Raw genomic sequence first — 16,661 nt, 5'->3', positions numbered from 1 at the left:
GTGAGCCGGCCCGCCGCCGCGGCCGCGGCGGCCGCCGACCGGGTGTCACAGCCGGTGACGAGCACGACGGCGCCGCACAGGGTCAGCCAGTCGGGCGCGGCGTCCGGGGCGAGCACGGCCCGCGGCAGGTCGAGGACGACGGCGTCGGCGGCGCGGGTGAGCGCGGCGACGGCGTCGAGCGCGACCTGGTCGGCGAGGGCGACCCCGCCGCGGACGTCGGAGGACAGGACCCGCACGCCGTGCCAGGTCGGCAGCGCGGCCAGGAGCCGGTCCGGCGGGAAGCCCCCGCGCTCCCCGAGCACGTCCGCCCAGCGGGGCCCGGCGTCGTGCTCGATGCCGAGGAGGACGTCGAACCCGCCACCGGCGGGGTCGAGGTCGACGAGCGCGCTCGTGTGCCCGGCGCGGACGGCCAGGCGTGCCGTGGCGGCGGCGAGCGCCGAGGCACCGACGCCGCCGACCGCGCCGACGACGCCGACGACGCGGGCCCGGCGCGGTGCGGCCGCCCGCCCGAGGAGACCGAGCAGGGTCTCGGCGTCCTCCGGCAGGTGGAGCATGCCCGTCTCGGGGCCGAGCTCCACCACCTGGGTGGTCCCGGCGGCATGCACCCAGGAGGGACCGACGGGGTCGGTCCGGTCGTCGACGAGGACGGCGGCGGCCGGCGGGTCGCTCCCGGGTGGCAGGACGTCGAGCGCGAGCCCGGCGAGGGCGCACAGCCGGCGCACCCGCTCGACGACGTGCCGGTCGCCCGACCGCAGTGCTGCCCGCTCGTTGCCCATGGTGCCCCTCCGCCTCGGCTCGCTCCGAGGATCCCCCGGGGCGGGTCACCGACGGGCGCGGCGCGGCGCCCCTGGGGAGCGCCGCGCCGCGGGCGTGTGCTGGGGACAAACCCCGACCGCCAGGAGCGCGGGCCGCCTCCGCAGGCGGCCCGCGGCCCTACCGCGTGGGCGAGGTGCGGTCGTACCCGGGAGCGGTGTCGTCGTCCTCCGGCGGGAGCGGGTTGCGCGCGAGGAAGGTGACCGCGACGACGAGCCCGCCCCAGATGACGAGCATGGCGATGATCATGGACGTGATGGCGAGCGGGGTCATCGACCCACCTCCTGGAGGACGGGCGGCTCGGGCGTGAACTCGTCCACCGGACGACGCCACGGGACGAGGGTGAGGAACACGGCCGCGACGACGATGAGGCCGACGGTGCCCCAGCCCGCGATCGTGAGGAAGGTCCACGGGTAGTCGCTGTAGGGCTCGGCGAACAGCGTCCGCAGGCTGGAGACGAGCATGCCGAGCAGCGCGAGCGGGACGACGATGCCCACGAGCAGGCTCCACCACCGGCCGACGTGGCCGGTGGACACGGCGTTGAGGTGGGCCCGCAGCTCGCTCAGCTTGCGGGCGCCGAGCGTCACGACGATGCAGGTGAGGATCGCCGAGACGACGACGCCCACCTCGTTCGTGTACTTGTCCACCGTGTCGAGGATCGCCAGGCCGGAGGTCGAGGAGTACAGCGCGAGAGAGATGACCGCGGCGAACCCGCCGATGTAGACGGTCGCCTGGACACGGCTGAGCCCGAACTTCTCCTGGAAGGCGGCGGAGACCACCTGGAGGATGGAGATGAGGGACGTGAAGCCCGCGAGCGTGAGCGAGGTGAAGAAGAGGATCCCGAAGATCGGCCCGCCCGGCATCATCGACACGATCTGCGGGAACGTCGCGAAGCTGAGCATGACGCCGGTGAGGTTCTCCAGCTCGCCCACCCCGATGCCCTGCTGGGCGGCCATGTACCCGAGCGTGGCGAAGACGCCGATGCCCGCGAGGAGCTCGAAGGAGGAGTTGGCGAACGCGACGACGAAGCCGGTGGGCGTGACGTTCGAGCGGCGGCGCAGGTAGCTCGAGTACGTGATCATGATGCCGAAGGCGATCGACAGCGAGAAGAAGATCTGGCTGTAGGCGGCGATCCACACGTTGGGGTCGCTCAGCGCCTCCCAGTTCGGGGTGAAGAAGGCGTTGAGGCCCTCGGCGGCGCCCTCGAGGAACAGTGCCCGCACGACCATGATCGCGAAGAGGATGACGAGCAGCGGCAGGAAGATCCGGTTGACCCGCTCCAGGCCGCGCGCCACGCCCAGGCCGAGGACGAGGAGGGTGATGACCCACAGGACGAGCATCGGCCAGAAGATGCCGCCGACGAAGTCGGTGCTCAGGCCGGGGCCGCTGTAGCGCAGGAAGTCGCCGATGAGGAAGCCGGTGGGGTCGTCGCCCCAGGCCAGGTCGACGGAGAACCCGATGTACCGGATCGCCCAGACGATGATCACCGTGTAGTACGTCGCGATGACGAAGGAGATCGCCACCTGGAACCAGCCGAGCGGCTCGAACCTGCGGCCCAGGCGGCGGAAGACGGTCGGCGCGGAGCCGCGGTAGCGGTGCCCGAGGGAGTAGTCGAGCAGGAGGATCGGGATACCCGCGGTGAGGAGGGCGACGATGTACGGGATGAGGAAGGCACCCCCACCGTTCTCGTAGGCCACCCCGGGGAAGCGCCAGATGTTCCCGAGCCCCACGGCGGAGCCGATCGCCGCGAGGATGAAGCCGTACTGTCCCGTCCACTGCTCGCGGGCGGGCGCGCTCGTCCGTTCTGTCATCGCTACCCCTCTCGATCGCCCACCGCGGCCGGTGGTGCCCGCGAATGTAGCCATAGGCGACCGTTCACGCCGAGAGTAGGTCTCACCTGGTGGACACGAGGGGGCGGAAGTCCCAGGCCCGGGCTCCGGTTAGGCTCGGGCGGGGAGGCCCTGTGACACGCACACCACGCCCGGCGGCGTTCTTCGACCTGGACAAGACCGTCATCGCCGGCTCGTCGTCCTTCGCGCTGTCCCGCGCCTTCCTCGACGGCGGCCTGCTCACCCGCACCGGGGCGCTGCGCGGGCTGCACGCCCAGCTCGGCTACCTCTCCTTCGGCGCGGACCACGACCAGACCGAGCGGATGAAGGACCGCCTCGCGAAGATCTCCCACGGCTGGGACGCCGCGCACACCGAGGCGGTCGTCGCGGCCGCGCTCGAGGAGTACATCCGGCCGGTCGTGTACCTGGAGGCGGTCGAGCTCATCGCCGCCCACCAGGCCGCCGGGGAGGACGTCGTCATCGTCTCGGCCTCGAGCGAGGCGGTGGTCCGGCCGATCGCCGGGCTCCTCGGCGCGGACCACGTCATCGCCACCCGTCCCGTCGTCGCCGACGGGCGTTTCACCGACCGGCTGGAGTTCTACGCCTACGGACCGACGAAGGCGAGCGCGATCCGTGAGCTCGCCGAGGAGCGCGGCTACGACCTCGCCTCCAGCCACGCCTACAGCGACTCGATCACCGACCTGCCGATGCTCGAGGCCGTCGGCCGCCCCGTCGCGGTCAACCCGGACCGCGCGCTGCGTCGGCACGCCGCCGCCAACGGCTGGCAGGTCCGGGACTTCACCCGCCCCGTGCGGCTGCGCCCCCGGCGCCGGGTGCCCGTGGCGGCCGCCCTCACGCTCGCCGCTGCCCTCGCTCTCGTGCTCGCCCGGAGGACCGGCCGGCGACGGGCCTGACCCCTCTCGGCGCGCCGCCCCGCGCCTCCCGGCCCTCTCTCGCTACGTTGAGGACCGCAGACCGAGGAGGCCGACGTGTCGAACCAGCCCAGTGAGCGCGAGAACCCCTACGAGCCGGCCGAGCCCCCGGGCACGGACCAGGCAGGCCGCCCGGCCGAGCCGGACAGCCCCTACGAGGAGCCGACGGCCGTGCAGCCCGCCGTGAACGACGAGCCGGCCGAGGACACCGCCGCCTACGACCCGGCGCCGCCCGAGGACGCCGCCGCCTACGACCCGGCGCCGCCCGAGGACACCGCCGCCTACGACCCGGCGCCGCCCGAGGACACCGCCGCCTACGACGCCGCGCCTGCCTACGACGCCGTGCCGGCCGACCCGGCCCCGTCCGAGCCTGGGCCCGAGCCCCGGTGGGACGAGCAGGACACCCGTCCGGTCCCGGCCGAGGGGCCCGAGCCCGGCCGCGACGTCGACCCGGACTCGACCGTGACGAGCACCTTCGACATCCGGGAGGCCGGCGAGTCCGGGGTCCACGAGGCCGAGCGCCCCGTGCCCCGCTCCGGCCTGGCCGAGCACCACAGCGCCGGCTACCTCACCGGCGAGCGCCGTCCCGTCGAGGAGGCCGCCCCCACCACGCAGGTGCCGGTCGCCGCCGACGAGACGCCCACGACCACCGACGACGACGCCCGCGACGAGTCGTCGGGCGCCTGGATCGGAGGGGCCGGCGCCGCCGCGACCACCTCGTCCACCCCGGCCGCCGAACCCACGGGCCGCAGCCGCCGCGACGTCGTCCTCGACGGGACGACCGCCGTCACCCGCCCGCCGTCGCGGGCCGGCGCGCACGTGCTCACCATCCTCGTGACCCTGCTGCTCACGCCCGTGGCCTGGTACCTGCTGGCCGACGCCGGCGCGCGCCTCACGCTGCCCGCCCGCAACCCGTGGGACACCGGCAACCTCAACATCGCCGCGCTGCTCGAGCTCGCCGGGGGCCTCCTCGTGCTCGCCGTCGTCCTCCTCGCCGCGCGGTGGAGCTCGGTGGGGGCGATCGTCACCGGCATCCTCGTCGTCGTCCTCGGCGTGCCCTTCCTCGCCGCCCCGACGTGGACGCAGGAGATCCTCGAGCCCGTCGTCACCTGGCTGGACCGCTTCGGCGACTTCGGCGGGAACGTCGCCCACCACCTCGTCGCCTCCGGCGCCACCGGCCGGCTCGTCATCACCGGCCTCACCCTCGTCCTCGTCGGCGTCGTCTCCCACGGCGCGCGCCGCAAGGGCCGCCGGGAGGTCACCCGCGTCGTCGAGACCGCCTGAGACCGGCGACGAGAGGGCCGGCGCGGGGACTCCCTCGCACCGGCCCTCTCGCCGTCCCGGTGGCCTGGTCAGTGACCGGCGGCGCGCTCGGCCCCTGCCCCCGTCATCGACCGGACCTCCATCTCGGCCTGCTTCGCCTCGTCGTGCTCGTTCGAGGTGACCGAGCCGAGCCAGCCGAGGAAGAAGCCCAGCGGCACGGAGACGATCGCGGGGTTCGTCAGCGGGAACCACGCGAAGTCGACGCCCGAGATCATCGCCGTCTCCGAGCCGGAGACGACGGGCGAGAACGCGATGAGGATCAGCGCGCTGAACAGCCCGCCGTAGATGCTCCACGTCGACCCGCGCGTGTTGAACCGCTTCCAGTACAGCGAGAAGAGGATCGAGGGCAGGTTGGCGCTCGCCGCGATCGCGAAGGCGAGCGAGACGAGGAACGCGACGTTCTGCTCGGCGGCGAGGATGCCGCCGAGGATGGAGATCGCCCCGATGACCACGGCGGTGCGCCGCGCCACCTTGACCTCGTTCTCCGGGGTGGCCTTGCCCTCCTTGAGGACGCCGTTGTAGACGTCGTGGGCGAAGGACGCCGAGGCGGTGATGGTGAGGCCCGCGACGACGGCGAGGATCGTCGCGAACGCGACCGCGGCGACGATGCCGAGCAGCAGGGTCCCGCCGAGCTCGTAGGCCAGCGCCGGGGCGGCGGCGTTCGACCCGCCCGGCGCGTTGCGGATCGTGTCGACCCCGACGAGGTAGGTCGCCGCGTACCCGAGCACGAGGGTGCACAGGTAGAAGAAGCCGATGAGGGCGATCGCCCAGACGACCGACTTCCGCGCGTCCTTGGCGGTCGGCACCGTGTAGAAGCGCATGAGCACGTGCGGCAGACCGGCGGCGCCGAAGACGAGCGCGATCGCGAGGGAGACGAAGCCGATCTTCGTCGTCCCCGAGGTGCCGTACTGGAGCATCGGCTCGAGGATCGCGGTGCCGTCCGGGTGGGAGTCCACCGCCCGGCCGAGGAGCTCGCTGAGGTTGAAGCCGTTGACGGCCATGATCCACACGGTCATGACACCGACGGCGGCGATGAGCAGCACCGCCTTGATGATCTGCACCCACGTGGTGCCCTTCATCCCGCCGATCATCACGTAGACGATCATGAGCGCGCCGACGACGGCGATGACGGCCGACTGCCCCGCCTTGCTGTCCACGCCGAGCAGCAGCGAGACGAGCGCTCCCGCACCCGCCATCTGGGCGAGCAGGTAGAAGAACGTGATCGCCAGGGTCGAGGTGGCCGCCGCCGTGCGCACCGGGCGCTGGCGCATCCGGAAGCTGAGGACGTCGGCCATCGTGTACTTGCCGGTGTTGCGCAGCGGCTCGGCGACGAGCAGCAGCGCCACCAGCCAGGCGACGAGGAAGCCCACGGAGTAGAGCAGGCCGTCGTACCCGTAGAGCGCGACGGCACCGACGATGCCGAGGAACGAGGCCGCGGACAGGTAGTCGCCGGCGATGGCGACGCCGTTCTGCCGGCCGGAGAAGCTGCGGCCGCCGTGGTAGAAGTCGCCGACCGACGTCGTCGTGCGGGAGACCCGGATGACGATGACGAGGGTGACGACGACGAAGACGAGGAAGATCCCGATGTTCACCCAGGGGTTGCCGACGTCCATCAGGCATCCCCCTCCAGCTCGGCCCGCAGCCGGGAGGCCACGGGGTCCAGGGACCGGTTCGCGTGGCGCACGTAGGCCCACGTGATGAGGAACGTGCTGAGGAACTGGCCCAGGCCGACGAGCAGCCCGAGGTTGAGGTTGCCGACCACCGGCGTGGACATGAAGCCCTCCGCGTAGGTCGAGAGCAGGACGTAGGCCAGGTACCAGACGAGGAACGCGGCGGTCATCGGAAAGGCGAAGGCGCGGAAGCTGCTGCGCAGCCCGGCGAACTCCGCCGACCCCTGGACCGCCCGGAACTCCTCCGGGGTCACCTGGGCCGGCCCCCCGACGCCGGCGGCAGGCGGTGCGCCCCCGTGCGGCTGCTGACCCTTCGGGTCACCTGTCATGTTTCCCCCTTCTCAGTGACACAGGTCACGACGCCGTGACCGACCGGCAAGGTACCAGGGCACAGAGGGTCGGTGCCCACCCGCACCGCGGAGGCGGATGGGACGAACCGGGCCGGGCGGGTACATTTCGGGGACGTGCCGATGTGATCCCGGCCATAGACGGGGGCACCGGCGATGCTACGAACAACGTCGTCCGGAGGATTGACCATGGCTGACCACACCAGCGCCGCGACCGGTTCCACCGAAGCCGGGGGCCTGGAGAACCTGCTCGTCGAGGAGCGCCGCTTCCCGCCGAGCCCCGAGTTCGCCGCGCAGGCGAACGCCACCGCGGACCTGTACGAGCAGGCCGCCGCCGACCGGCTCGGCTTCTGGGCCGACCAGGCGCGCGAGCTGCTCTCCTGGTCGACGGACTTCACCGAGGTCCTCGACTGGTCCGACGCCCCACGGGCGCGCTGGTTCGGCGACGGTCGGCTCAACGCCGCCTACAACGCCGTCGACCGGCACGTGGAGGCGGGGCACGGGGACCGGGTCGCGATCCACTGGGAGGGAGAGCCGGGTGACACCCGCACGATCACCTACGCCGAGCTGCGCGACGAGGTCGCCCGCGCGGCGTCCGCGCTCGCCGAGCTCGGCGTGCGGACCGGTGACCGGGTGGCGATCTACCTGCCGATGATCCCCGAGGCCGTCGTCGCGATGCTCGCCTGCGCCCGCCTCGGCGCGCCGCACTCGGTGGTCTTCGGCGGGTTCTCCGCCGAGGCGCTGCACACACGGATCAACGACGCCGAGGCCAAGGTCGTCATCACCTCCGACGGTGGCTACCGGCGCGGCAAGGCGAGCGCCCTCAAGCCGGCGGTGGACGAGGCGCTCGAGCGCGGCGACACCCCCGTGGAGAAGGTGCTCGTCGTGCGCCGCACCGGCCAGGACGTCGCGTGGACCGAGGGCCGCGACGTCTGGTGGGAGGAGATCGTCCCCCGCCAGGGCACCGACCACGCGCCCGTCGACGTCGAGGCCGAGCACCCGCTGTTCATCCTCTACACCTCGGGCACGACCGGGAAGCCCAAGGGCATCTTCCACACGACGGGCGGCTACCTCGTGCAGTCGGCCTACACCCACCGCAACGTCTTCGACCTCAAGCCCGAGACCGACGTCTACTGGTGCACCGCCGACATCGGCTGGGTGACCGGCCACTCGTACGTGACGTACGGGCCGCTCCTCAACGGCGCCACCCAGGTGATGTACGAGGGCACCCCCGACACCCCGCACAAGGGCCGCTGGTGGGAGATCGTGGAGAAGTACAAGGTCTCCATCCTCTACACCGCCCCGACGGCGATCCGCACGTGCATGAAGTGGGGCGAGGAGGAGCCGGGCCGCTTCGACCTCTCCTCCCTGCGTGTCCTCGGGTCGGTCGGCGAGCCGATCAACCCCGAGGCGTGGGTCTGGTACCGCCGCGTCATCGGCGGGGACCGCACGCCCGTCGTCGACACGTGGTGGCAGACGGAGACCGGGGCGATCATGATCTCCCCGCTGCCCGGCGTCACCGCCGCCAAGCCCGGGTCGGCCCAGACGCCGCTGCCCGGCATCGTCGCCGACGTCGTCGACGAGATGGGCGAGTCCGTCCCCGACGGCTCGGGCGGCTACCTCGTCCTCACCGAGCCGTGGCCCTCGATGCTCCGCGGCATCTGGGGCGACGAGCAGCGCTTCAAGGACACCTACTGGTCGCGCTTCCCCGGCATCTACTTCGCCGGCGACGGCGCGAAGAAGGACGCCGACGGCGACCTGTGGGTCCTCGGCCGGGTCGACGACGTCATGAACGTCTCCGGCCACCGTCTCTCGACCACGGAGATCGAGTCCGCGCTCGTCTCCCACCCGACGGTCGCCGAGGCCGCCGTCGTCGGCGCCAGTGACGACACGACCGGCCAGGCCGTCGTCGCGTTCGTCATCCTGCGCGGTGAGGCGGCCGCGGCCGCGAGCACCGAGGGGGCCGAGCAGCACATCGCCGAGCTGCGCGCGCACGTTGCCAAGACGATCGGGCCGATCGCCAAGCCGCGCTCGATCCTCGTCGTCGCCGAGCTGCCGAAGACCCGCTCGGGCAAGATCATGCGCCGCCTCCTGCGCGACGTCGCGGAGCACCGGGCGATCGGGGACGTGACGACGCTGGCCGACTCCTCGGTCATGGAGCAGATCTCCGCCGGAATGGCGACCTAGTCACTCCCTCGGAGCCCGGTTCCCGTGAGCGGGGACCGGGCTCCGGCATGCCCGGGGGCTAGGCTCACTCGTCGTGGCACCCCTTGAGAACTCGCTGTGGCAGGACGGACCGTGGGAGCACCGGTTCGTCGCGGCCAACGGCGCGCGCTTCCACGTCGTCCTCGCGGGACCGGAGGGCGGTGACCTCGTCGTGCTCCTCCACGGGTTCCCGCAGTTCTGGTGGGCCTGGCGCGCGCAGGTCCGCGCGCTGGCCGAGGCCGGCTACCGGGTCGCGGCGATGGACATCCGCGGCTTCGGCGGCTCGGACAAGCCGCCCACCGGACACGCCATGCAGGTGCTCACCGCCGACGTCGGCGGGGTGGTCCGCTCCCTCGGGCACGAGAACGCCGTCGTCGTCGGGCACGACCTCGGTGGCCTGCTCGCGTGGTCGATGCCCGTCCTCGAGCCGCGGACGACCCGCGCCGTCGTCGTCCTCGGCGCGCCCCACCCGGTGCCGCTGCTGCGCCCGAACAACCACCTGGGGGTCCGCGCGCGGGTCTTCCTCACCAGGATCCAGGCGCCGTGGTTCCCGGAGCGTGCACTGCGCCACGGCAACCTCGTCGACCGTCTGCTCACCGACGCCTCCGCACCCGGGCGGGTGCTGCCCGAGGACGAGCTGCGCAGCTATCGGGCCGGGGTGCGCCTGCCCTCGGTCGCGCACACGACGCTCGAGCACCTGCGCTGGCTCGTGCGCTCGACGCCGCGACCGGCGGGCCGCCGCTACCTCGCCGCGATGGCGAGCCCGGCGACCGTGCCCGTGCTCAGCGTGCGCGGCGGCGCCGACCGCTTCACGCCGTCGGCGGCCTTCGCCTCCGACGCCCAGCACGTGCGCGGCCCGCTGCGCACCGCCGTCGTCCCGGAGGCGGGCCACTTCCTCCCGGAGGAGGCCCCGGACGAGGTCTCCGCCCTGCTCCTCGACTTCCTCGCCACCCTCCCCGACTAGCCACCCTCCCCTCCCCCTCCCCCTCCCCTCCGCCGACAGCCGACTTCCGCACGACAGCGGAGTTCGTGCCGACAGCCGAGTTCCGCACGAGAGCCGAGTTCCGCGCGAGAGCCGAGTTCGTGCCGACAGCCGAGTTCCGCGCGACAGCGGAGTTCGTGCCGACAGCGGAGTTCCGCGCGACAGCCGAGCTCCTCGGGCGCGTAACGCCGCTACTCCGGGAGCTTGACGAGCGCCTCGGCCGCCTCCGGGTCCGTCTCCCCGACGCCGTAGCTCGGACACAGGTCGGCGAGCACGCACGCCCCGCAGGCGGGCTTGCGGGAGTGGCAGACCCGGCGGCCGTGGAAGATCAGGCGGTGGCACGCCATCGTCCACCGCTCCCGCGGCAGGACGGCGGCGATGTCCCGCTCCGCCTTGACCGCGTCCTTCTCGGTGCTCCACCCGAGCCGGCGCGCGAGCCTGCCGACGTGCGTGTCGACGGTGATCCCCGGGATCCCGAACGCGTTGCCGAGGACGACGTTGGCGGTCTTGCGCCCCACGCCGGGCAGGCGGACGAGCGCGTCGATGTCGGCGGGCACGTCACCCCCGTGCTCCTCGAGCAGCGCCGCGGCGAGGCCACGCAGAGACGTCGCCTTGGCCCGGAAGAAGCCGAGCGGCCGCAGCACCTGCTCCAGCTCCTCCTGGCTGGCGGCCGCGAGCCCGGCGGGGCCGGGCCAGCGCCGGAACAGCTCCGGGGTCACCTGGTTGACCCTGACGTCGGTGGTCTGGGCGGACAGCACGGTGGCGACGAGGAGCTCGAACGGGGTGGTGAAGTCGAGCTCGCACCGGGCGTCGGGCCACTGCTCCGTGAGGCGGTCGTCGACCTCGACGGCGGGCGCCGGAGGACGTCCGAGCCCTGTCCGGTCGCTGCTCATCGCGCCAGGTTACGGGCAGTTCTGCGGACTCGGTGGCAGGATGGACGCCAGGGCCTGGCAGCCCGCCGATACACCGACAGATGGGAAGCCACCGTGGACGACTCCGCGATCAGTTCTGTGCCCCTCTTCGCGGCTCTCGACGACGAGGCCCGCGCGGCCCTGCGCGAGGCCATGCAGGAGGTCAGCCTGCGCCGCGGGGAGACCCTCTTCCACGAGGGAGACCCGGGTGACCGCCTGTACCTCGTCATCGAGGGCAAGATCAAGCTCGGGCACCGCTCCAGCGACGGCCGGGAGAACCTCCTGGCCATCCTCGGCCCGGGCGAGCTCCTCGGCGAGCTCACCCTCTTCGAGCCCGGCGAGCGCACCGCGACGGCCACCGCCGTCGCGACGACCCGGCTGCTCGAGCTCCAGCACGACCCGTTCATGCACCTCATCGACACCCGGCCCGAGCTCGCCAAGCACATGCTGCGCGCGCTCGCCCACCGGCTGCGTCGCACCAACGAGGCGCTCGCCGACCTCGTGTTCTCCGACGTGCCCGGCCGCGTGGCCAAGGCGCTGCTCGACCTGTCGGTCCGCTTCGGCGAGCAGACGCCCGACGGCCTGCGCGTCGCGCACGACCTCACGCAGGAGGAGCTGGCCCAGCTCGTCGGTGCCTCGCGCGAGACGGTGAACAAGTCCCTCGCGGACTTCATCGCCCGCGGCTGGATCCGGCTCGAGGGCCGCGCCGTCCAGATCCTCGACCTGGAGCGGCTCAAGCGCCGCGCCCGCTGAGCACGACAGAACCCGCCGAGAGTACGGTTCCCGCCCGGTCACCCGGGACGAGGGCCGCACTGTCGGCGGGTTCTGTCATGCACGGAACTCGGCTGTCGCGAGGAACTCGGCTGTCGCGAGGAACTCGGCTGTCGGCAGGAACTCGGCTGTCGGCAGGAACTCCGCTGTCGCGAGGAACTCGGCTGTCGGCAGGAACTCCGCTGTCGCGAGGAACTCGGCTGCCGGCAGGAACTCCGCTGTCGCGAGGAACTCGGCTGTCGGCGGAGGGGGCGGTCAGCGGAGGGCGACGACGAGCTCGATCTCGACGGGGGCGTCGAGCGGCAGCGCACTCACCCCGACGGCGCTGCGGGCGTGGAGGCCCGCCTCGCCGAAGACCTCACCGAGCAGGTCCGAGGCACCGTTGACCACGCCGGGCTGGCCGGTGAAGGACGGGTCGCTCGCAACGTAGCCCACGACCTTGACGACGCGGACGACGACGTCGAGGTTCCCGACCGTCGCGGCGATCGCCGCAAGACCGTTGAGGGCGGCGGTGCGGGCGAGCTGCTGCGCCTGCTGCGGCGTCACCAGCCCTTCCCCGTCGCCGACCTTGCCGGTGACCGGCAGCGCCCCGTCGACCATCGGCAGCTGGCCCGAGGTCCACACGAAGTCGCCGTGGCGCACCGCGGGCACGTAGTTGGCCACCGGCAGCGGGACCGCCGGCAGGCGCAGGCCGAGCTCGCGGAGCCGGTCGGACACGCTCACTGCTTGGGCCGCTTCAGGTAGGCGACGAGGTTCTGCGACGGCCCCGGCACCACCTGGACGAGCTCCCAGCCGTCGGCGCCCCACTGGTCGAGGATCGCCTTGGTGTTGTGGATGAGCAGAGGAATCGTTGCGTACTCCCAGGTCGTCATCCCGTCATCCTAGGCCTGGCGGATCTTCGCGAGGATGCGGGGAGCCCGCTCCGCGCGAAGCTCTGCCATGACGTCGTCGTCCTCGTCCTTCAGCCGCTCCGTCCACGACGCGACCTCGGGGTAGCGGCGGAGCAGCGCCCGCCGCTCCCGCTCCGTCAGACCGCCCCACACCCCGAACGTCACGTGCGCGTCCAGGGCGTCCGCCAGGCACTCCATGCGCACCGGACACCTGAAGCACAGCTCCCGTGCGGCCCGCTGGGCCGCACCTCGTACGAACAACTCGTCCGGCTCGACCTGACGGCACGCTGCGCGTGCCGCCCACGTCTGGTCCTCGAAGGAGCTCATCCCCACCTCCTGCGTCGTCGCGGCGTCCTTGCCGCCGATGTTCGCGCAACCGTAACCCCACTTGGCGGTCCCTAGGAAGGGCCTTAGAGGAAACGTGACCTAGGGGTGACATGGAGATCTCGTGGAGACACCAGGTGAAATGACCCACGGCCTCGACGCCTCACGGTGCCCGCCCCTTACTCTGGAGCAATGGCCTCACGTCCTTCGCCGCGCGGGCGCGCCGTCCGACCCGTCCAGCTCGTCGCGATGATGATCGCCTTCCTGCTCATCGCCATCGCGGGCGGACTTCTCACCGCGGGCCTGCTGCTGCCGGCCGTCGGCTCGGTGGGGGCCGTCGGGAACGCGACCACCGACCTGTTCGACGACCTGCCCACCGAGCTGGAGATCGACGAGCCCTCCGAGCAGAGCGTCATGCTCGACGCGGACGGCAACGTCCTGGCGACCTTCTTCGCGGAGAACCGCATCGTCGTCGGCTTCGACGAGATCTCCCAGCACATGAAGGACGCGGTCGTCGCCGTCGAGGACCACCGCTTCTACGAGCACGGCGGGGTCGACCCGGACGGCATCCTGCGCGCCACCGTCCGCAACATCACCGGGGGTGACCTCGAGGGTGCCTCGACGCTCACCCAGCAGTACGTGAAGAACGTGCAGATCGAGGAGAGCCGGGTCCTCAACGACCCCGAGCTCTACCAGGCAGCCACCGAGACGACGATCGCGCGCAAGCTCCGTGAGGCCCGCCTCGCGATCGCGCTCGAGCAGGTGCGGACCAAGGACGAGATCCTCACCGGCTACCTCAACATCGCGCAGTTCGGCCCCTCCCAGTGGGGTGTCGAGGCGGCCGCGCACCACTACTTCAACAAGTCGGCGGCCGACCTCAGCATCGCCGAGTCGGCGATGCTCGCAGGCATCACCCAGTCCCCGGCCCGCTGGGACCCGGTGACCAACCCGGAGAACGCCCAGCAGCGGCGCAACACCGTGCTCGGCACGATGCTGCGCGAGGGCTTCATCTCCCGCGCCGAGTACGACGAGGCCGTGGCGATCCCGATCGCGGACATGCTCGACGTCCAGGAGGCCCCGCGCGGCTGCGGCGTCGCCGGCAACGCCGCCTACTTCTGCCAGTACGTCGTCAACGAGATCCTTCGCAACGACGCCTACGGCGAGACCGTCGAGGACCGCCGTCAGCTGCTCAACCGCGGTGGCCTCACCATCCACACGACGCTCGACCCGGCCAAGCAGCAGGCGGCCTTCGACGCCCTCGTCGGCTCGGTCCCTGTCGACGACCCGTCGGGCATCTCGATGGCGCTGTCCTCGATCGAGCCCGGCACCGGCCGCATCTACGCGATGGCGCAGAACACCCGCTACGGCGTCGCCTCCGAGGCCGACCCGCGCGCGACCCAGGTGAACTACAACGTCGGCCAGTCCCACGGCGGCGGCTCCGGCTTCCAGTCCGGTTCGACGTTCAAGGTCTTCACCCTCGTCCAGTGGCTGCGCGAGGGACACTCGCTCATGGAGCGGGTGAACTCCGCCAACCGGTTCTTCCCGAGGCGGGACTGGACGATCTCCTGCGCACCGGAGTACGCCGACAACTACGAGCCCAAGAACCTCGAGGGCTTCGGCGGCGGCAGCGAGACCGTGCTCGAGTCGACCCGGACCTCGATCAACACCTCCTTCGTCGTCATGGCGCAGCAGATGGACCTGTGCGCCATCACCGGCATCGCCGCCGACATGGGCGTGGAGACGGGCTCGGGGGAGCCGCTGCAGAACAACCCCGCGATGATCCTCGGCTCGAACACCGTCACCCCGCTGTCGATGGCCAACGCCTACGCCACGCTCGCCGCCGGCGGCATCGCCTGCGAGCCGGTCGCCATCACCCGGATGCAGGACCGCAACGGTGAGGAGATCACCGTCCCGCCCTCGGACTGCAAGCGGGTGCTGGAGGAGGACGTCGCGAACGCGGCGAACTACGCGCTCCAGTCGGTCATGGGCCCGGAGTGGGACTCCACCGGCTCCACCGCGCGCATCCCCCCGCGCCCGTCCGCGGGCAAGACGGGCACGGCGAACGAGGACATGCACGCCTGGTTCATCGGGTACGTCCCGCAGATGTCGACGGCGGTGTGGATGGGGCACTCCGACCGGGACGAGCAGATGGGCTACGAGGTCATCAACGGCCAGTGGCGCAACCGCGTGTACGGCGGACTCATCGCCGCCCCGACGTGGAAGGCCTACATGCTCCGGGCGACCGAGGGCATGCCGATCGAGAACTTCGCCCCGGCGAGCCCGCGGGCCGTCCAGGGCGAGCGGCTGCGCGTGCCGAGCATCGGCGGGCAGACCGTCGAGCAGGCCCAGCAGACGCTCGAGGCCGCCGGGTTCACCGTGCGCATCGGCGACGCCGTCGACTCCGGCTGGCCGGTCGGCCTCGCCGTGGCGACGACCCCGGAGGCCGGCAGCCAGGCGCCCGCCGGCAGCACCGTGACGATCTACACCAGCGGTGGACGCCAGAGCGAGGCCGGGGAGGACCCCGCGGGTGGCGGTGACGGCGAAGACGCCGGCGCGAACCCCTCCGGTGACGACCCAGGGAACTCGGGCGAGAACCCGGGCAACGGCGGCAACCCCGGCGAGGGCCGGGGCCGCGGCGGGGACGACGACTGACCGTGATCACACGCCTCACGAGCGCCCTCGGCCTGTCCGCGCTCGGCGCCCTCGGCTGGGCCGTCGCCGAGACCCGCATGTTCACCGTCCGGGCCCACACGCTCCCCGTCCTGCCGGCGGGCAGCCGGCCGCTGCGCATCCTCCACGTGTCCGACCTCCACCTCACGCCGGGGCAGCGGCTCAAGCAGTCCTGGGTGCGCCGCCTCGCCGAGCTCGAGCCCGACCTCGTCGTGTCCACCGGTGACAACCTCGCGCACGAGGACGCCGTCCCGGCGGTCCGCAGCGCGCTGGGCCCGCTCCTCGACGTGCCGGGCGTGTTCGTCCTGGGGTCCAACGACTACTACGGCCCCCGGCCGAAGAACCCCGCGCGCTACCTGGTGCCCTCCTCGCGGCGCAAGGAGAAGAGCGACCCGAGCCTGCCGCTGCCCACCGGCGACCTCATCGCGACGCTGTCCTCCGGCGGCTGGCTCGACCTCACGAACACCCGCGGCCGCCTCGAGGTGGCCGGCCACTCGATCTCCTTCGTCGGCGTGGACGATCCCCACCTCGACCGCGACCGCATGGCCGCCCCCGCGGAGCGCGCCGACCTCCACCTCGGGGTCACCCACGCGCCCTACACGCGGGTGCTGGACGCGATGGTCGACGACGGCTGCACGCTCGTCCTCGCGGGGCACACCCACGGCGGGCAGCTGCGCGTGCCGGGGTACGGCGCCCTCGTGACCAACAGCGACCTGGACACCGGCCGGGCGAGCGGCCTGCACGGGTGGCCCGGGGCGCGGCCGGACGCACCCGGCGGCGAGGGCTCCGCGTGGCTCAACGTGTCCGCGGGGATGGGCACCTCGCCCTACACGCCGGTGCGGTTCGCGTGCCGGCCCGAGGTGAGCCTGCTCCAGCTCATGCCGCGCGCGTGAGCGATCTCCCTCACACCGCGGGGTGCCGGTTTCACTCCCGGCCACCTGCTCCGCTATCCTGATCTGGCTTCACCGGGGTGTGGCGCAGCTTGGTAGCGCGC

16 protein-coding genes are annotated in these 16,661 nt (G+C 72.4%); 7 read left to right on the top strand and 9 right to left on the bottom strand.

What is annotated here, in order from left to right; all coding sequences use genetic code 11:
- The 3 genes from FHE66_RS15550 to FHE66_RS09670 form a co-directional block, all read right to left on the bottom strand.
- The coding region (locus FHE66_RS15550) for a hypothetical protein (protein WP_218013680.1) at positions 1 to 776 on the bottom strand (776 nt) is incomplete at its 3' end.
- 157 nt (positions 777 to 933) lie between these two features.
- The gene (locus FHE66_RS09675) at positions 934 to 1,086 is read right to left on the bottom strand and encodes a methionine/alanine import family NSS transporter small subunit (protein ID WP_139072753.1); all 153 of its coding nucleotides are present in this window, start codon (positions 1,084 to 1,086) and stop codon (positions 934 to 936) included.
- The gene (locus FHE66_RS09670; protein ID WP_139072752.1) at positions 1,083 to 2,624 is read right to left on the bottom strand and encodes a sodium-dependent transporter; all 1,542 of its coding nucleotides are present in this window, start codon (positions 2,622 to 2,624) and stop codon (positions 1,083 to 1,085) included. Before FHE66_RS09670 ends, FHE66_RS09675 begins: the two co-directional genes overlap by 4 nt.
- Positions 2,625 to 2,776: 152 nt before the next feature.
- Here FHE66_RS09670 and FHE66_RS09665 point away from each other — a divergent pair, with 152 nt between their 5' ends.
- Together FHE66_RS09665 and FHE66_RS09660 are read left to right on the top strand one after the other, a co-directional pair.
- Positions 2,777 to 3,556, top strand: coding sequence for an HAD family phosphatase (locus FHE66_RS09665; RefSeq protein ID WP_139072751.1), 780 nt, complete (start codon positions 2,777 to 2,779; stop codon positions 3,554 to 3,556).
- Between the two features lie 75 nt (positions 3,557 to 3,631).
- A complete protein-coding gene (locus FHE66_RS09660; RefSeq protein WP_139072750.1) occupies positions 3,632 to 4,858 on the top strand; it encodes a hypothetical protein in 1,227 nt (408 codons plus the stop codon).
- Positions 4,859 to 4,926: 68 nt separating this feature from the next.
- On the opposite strand, the gene FHE66_RS09655 is transcribed toward FHE66_RS09660, so the two are convergent.
- Complete coding sequence (locus FHE66_RS09655; RefSeq protein WP_139072749.1) at positions 4,927 to 6,510, bottom strand: cation acetate symporter; 1,584 nt, start codon at positions 6,508 to 6,510, stop codon at positions 4,927 to 4,929.
- The gene (locus tag FHE66_RS09650; RefSeq protein WP_139072748.1) at positions 6,510 to 6,896 is read right to left on the bottom strand and encodes a DUF485 domain-containing protein; all 387 of its coding nucleotides are present in this window, start codon (positions 6,894 to 6,896) and stop codon (positions 6,510 to 6,512) included. The genes FHE66_RS09655 and FHE66_RS09650 overlap by 1 nt, the downstream gene beginning before the upstream one ends.
- A gap of 207 nt (positions 6,897 to 7,103) precedes the next feature.
- Here FHE66_RS09650 and acs point away from each other — a divergent pair, with 207 nt between their 5' ends.
- Positions 7,104 to 9,101, top strand: a complete 1,998-nt coding sequence (gene acs / locus FHE66_RS09645) for an acetate--CoA ligase (RefSeq protein WP_139072747.1) — start codon at positions 7,104 to 7,106, stop codon at positions 9,099 to 9,101.
- Positions 9,102 to 9,174: 73 nt separating this feature from the next.
- Entirely contained in the window at positions 9,175 to 10,083 is a 909-nt protein-coding gene (locus tag FHE66_RS09640; RefSeq protein ID WP_139072746.1) for an alpha/beta fold hydrolase, read from the top strand.
- A gap of 209 nt (positions 10,084 to 10,292) precedes the next feature.
- Here the strand turns inward: FHE66_RS09640 and nth are convergent, their stop codons facing one another.
- Positions 10,293 to 10,994, bottom strand: a complete 702-nt coding sequence (gene nth, locus FHE66_RS09635) for an endonuclease III (RefSeq protein ID WP_139072745.1) — start codon at positions 10,992 to 10,994, stop codon at positions 10,293 to 10,295.
- Positions 10,995 to 11,087: 93 nt separating this feature from the next.
- On the opposite strand from nth, the gene FHE66_RS09630 reads away from it, so the two are divergent.
- Positions 11,088 to 11,765 carry a Crp/Fnr family transcriptional regulator gene (locus FHE66_RS09630; RefSeq protein ID WP_230976489.1) on the top strand — a complete coding sequence of 226 codons (678 nt, stop codon included), beginning with the start codon at positions 11,088 to 11,090 and terminating at the stop codon, positions 11,763 to 11,765.
- A 273-nt stretch (positions 11,766 to 12,038) separates the two neighbouring features.
- Here the strand turns inward: FHE66_RS09630 and FHE66_RS09625 are convergent, their stop codons facing one another.
- Genes FHE66_RS09625 through FHE66_RS09615 form a run of 3 tightly spaced genes read right to left on the bottom strand, consistent with a single transcriptional unit; the run spans position 12,039 to position 13,000 of the window.
- Entirely contained in the window at positions 12,039 to 12,506 is a 468-nt protein-coding gene (locus FHE66_RS09625) for a RidA family protein (RefSeq protein ID WP_139072744.1), read from the bottom strand.
- On the bottom strand, positions 12,503 to 12,655 hold the full coding sequence (locus FHE66_RS09620; RefSeq protein ID WP_139072743.1) for a DUF4177 domain-containing protein: 153 nt from the start codon (positions 12,653 to 12,655) through the stop codon (positions 12,503 to 12,505). The genes FHE66_RS09625 and FHE66_RS09620 overlap by 4 nt, the downstream gene beginning before the upstream one ends.
- Before the next feature lie 9 nt (positions 12,656 to 12,664).
- The gene (locus FHE66_RS09615) at positions 12,665 to 13,000 is read right to left on the bottom strand and encodes a WhiB family transcriptional regulator (RefSeq protein ID WP_139072742.1); all 336 of its coding nucleotides are present in this window, start codon (positions 12,998 to 13,000) and stop codon (positions 12,665 to 12,667) included.
- A gap of 189 nt (positions 13,001 to 13,189) precedes the next feature.
- Between FHE66_RS09615 and FHE66_RS09610 the strand changes: the two genes are divergently transcribed.
- Both FHE66_RS09610 and FHE66_RS09605 read left to right on the top strand, forming a co-directional pair.
- Positions 13,190 to 15,649: a transglycosylase domain-containing protein gene (locus tag FHE66_RS09610; protein WP_139072741.1), complete on the top strand. Its 2,460-nt coding sequence runs from the start codon at positions 13,190 to 13,192 to the stop codon at positions 15,647 to 15,649.
- 77 nt (positions 15,650 to 15,726) lie between these two features.
- Positions 15,727 to 16,560, top strand: a complete 834-nt coding sequence (locus FHE66_RS09605) for a metallophosphoesterase (protein ID WP_139072810.1) — start codon at positions 15,727 to 15,729, stop codon at positions 16,558 to 16,560.
- The last annotated feature ends 101 nt before the right edge of the window (positions 16,561 to 16,661 follow it).

Source organism: Georgenia sp. 311, from assembly GCF_006151955.1.
Taxonomy (GTDB): domain Bacteria; phylum Actinomycetota; class Actinomycetes; order Actinomycetales; family Actinomycetaceae; genus Oceanitalea; species Oceanitalea wutianyii.
This window is presented reverse-complemented; position numbering and strand designations above follow the sequence as displayed.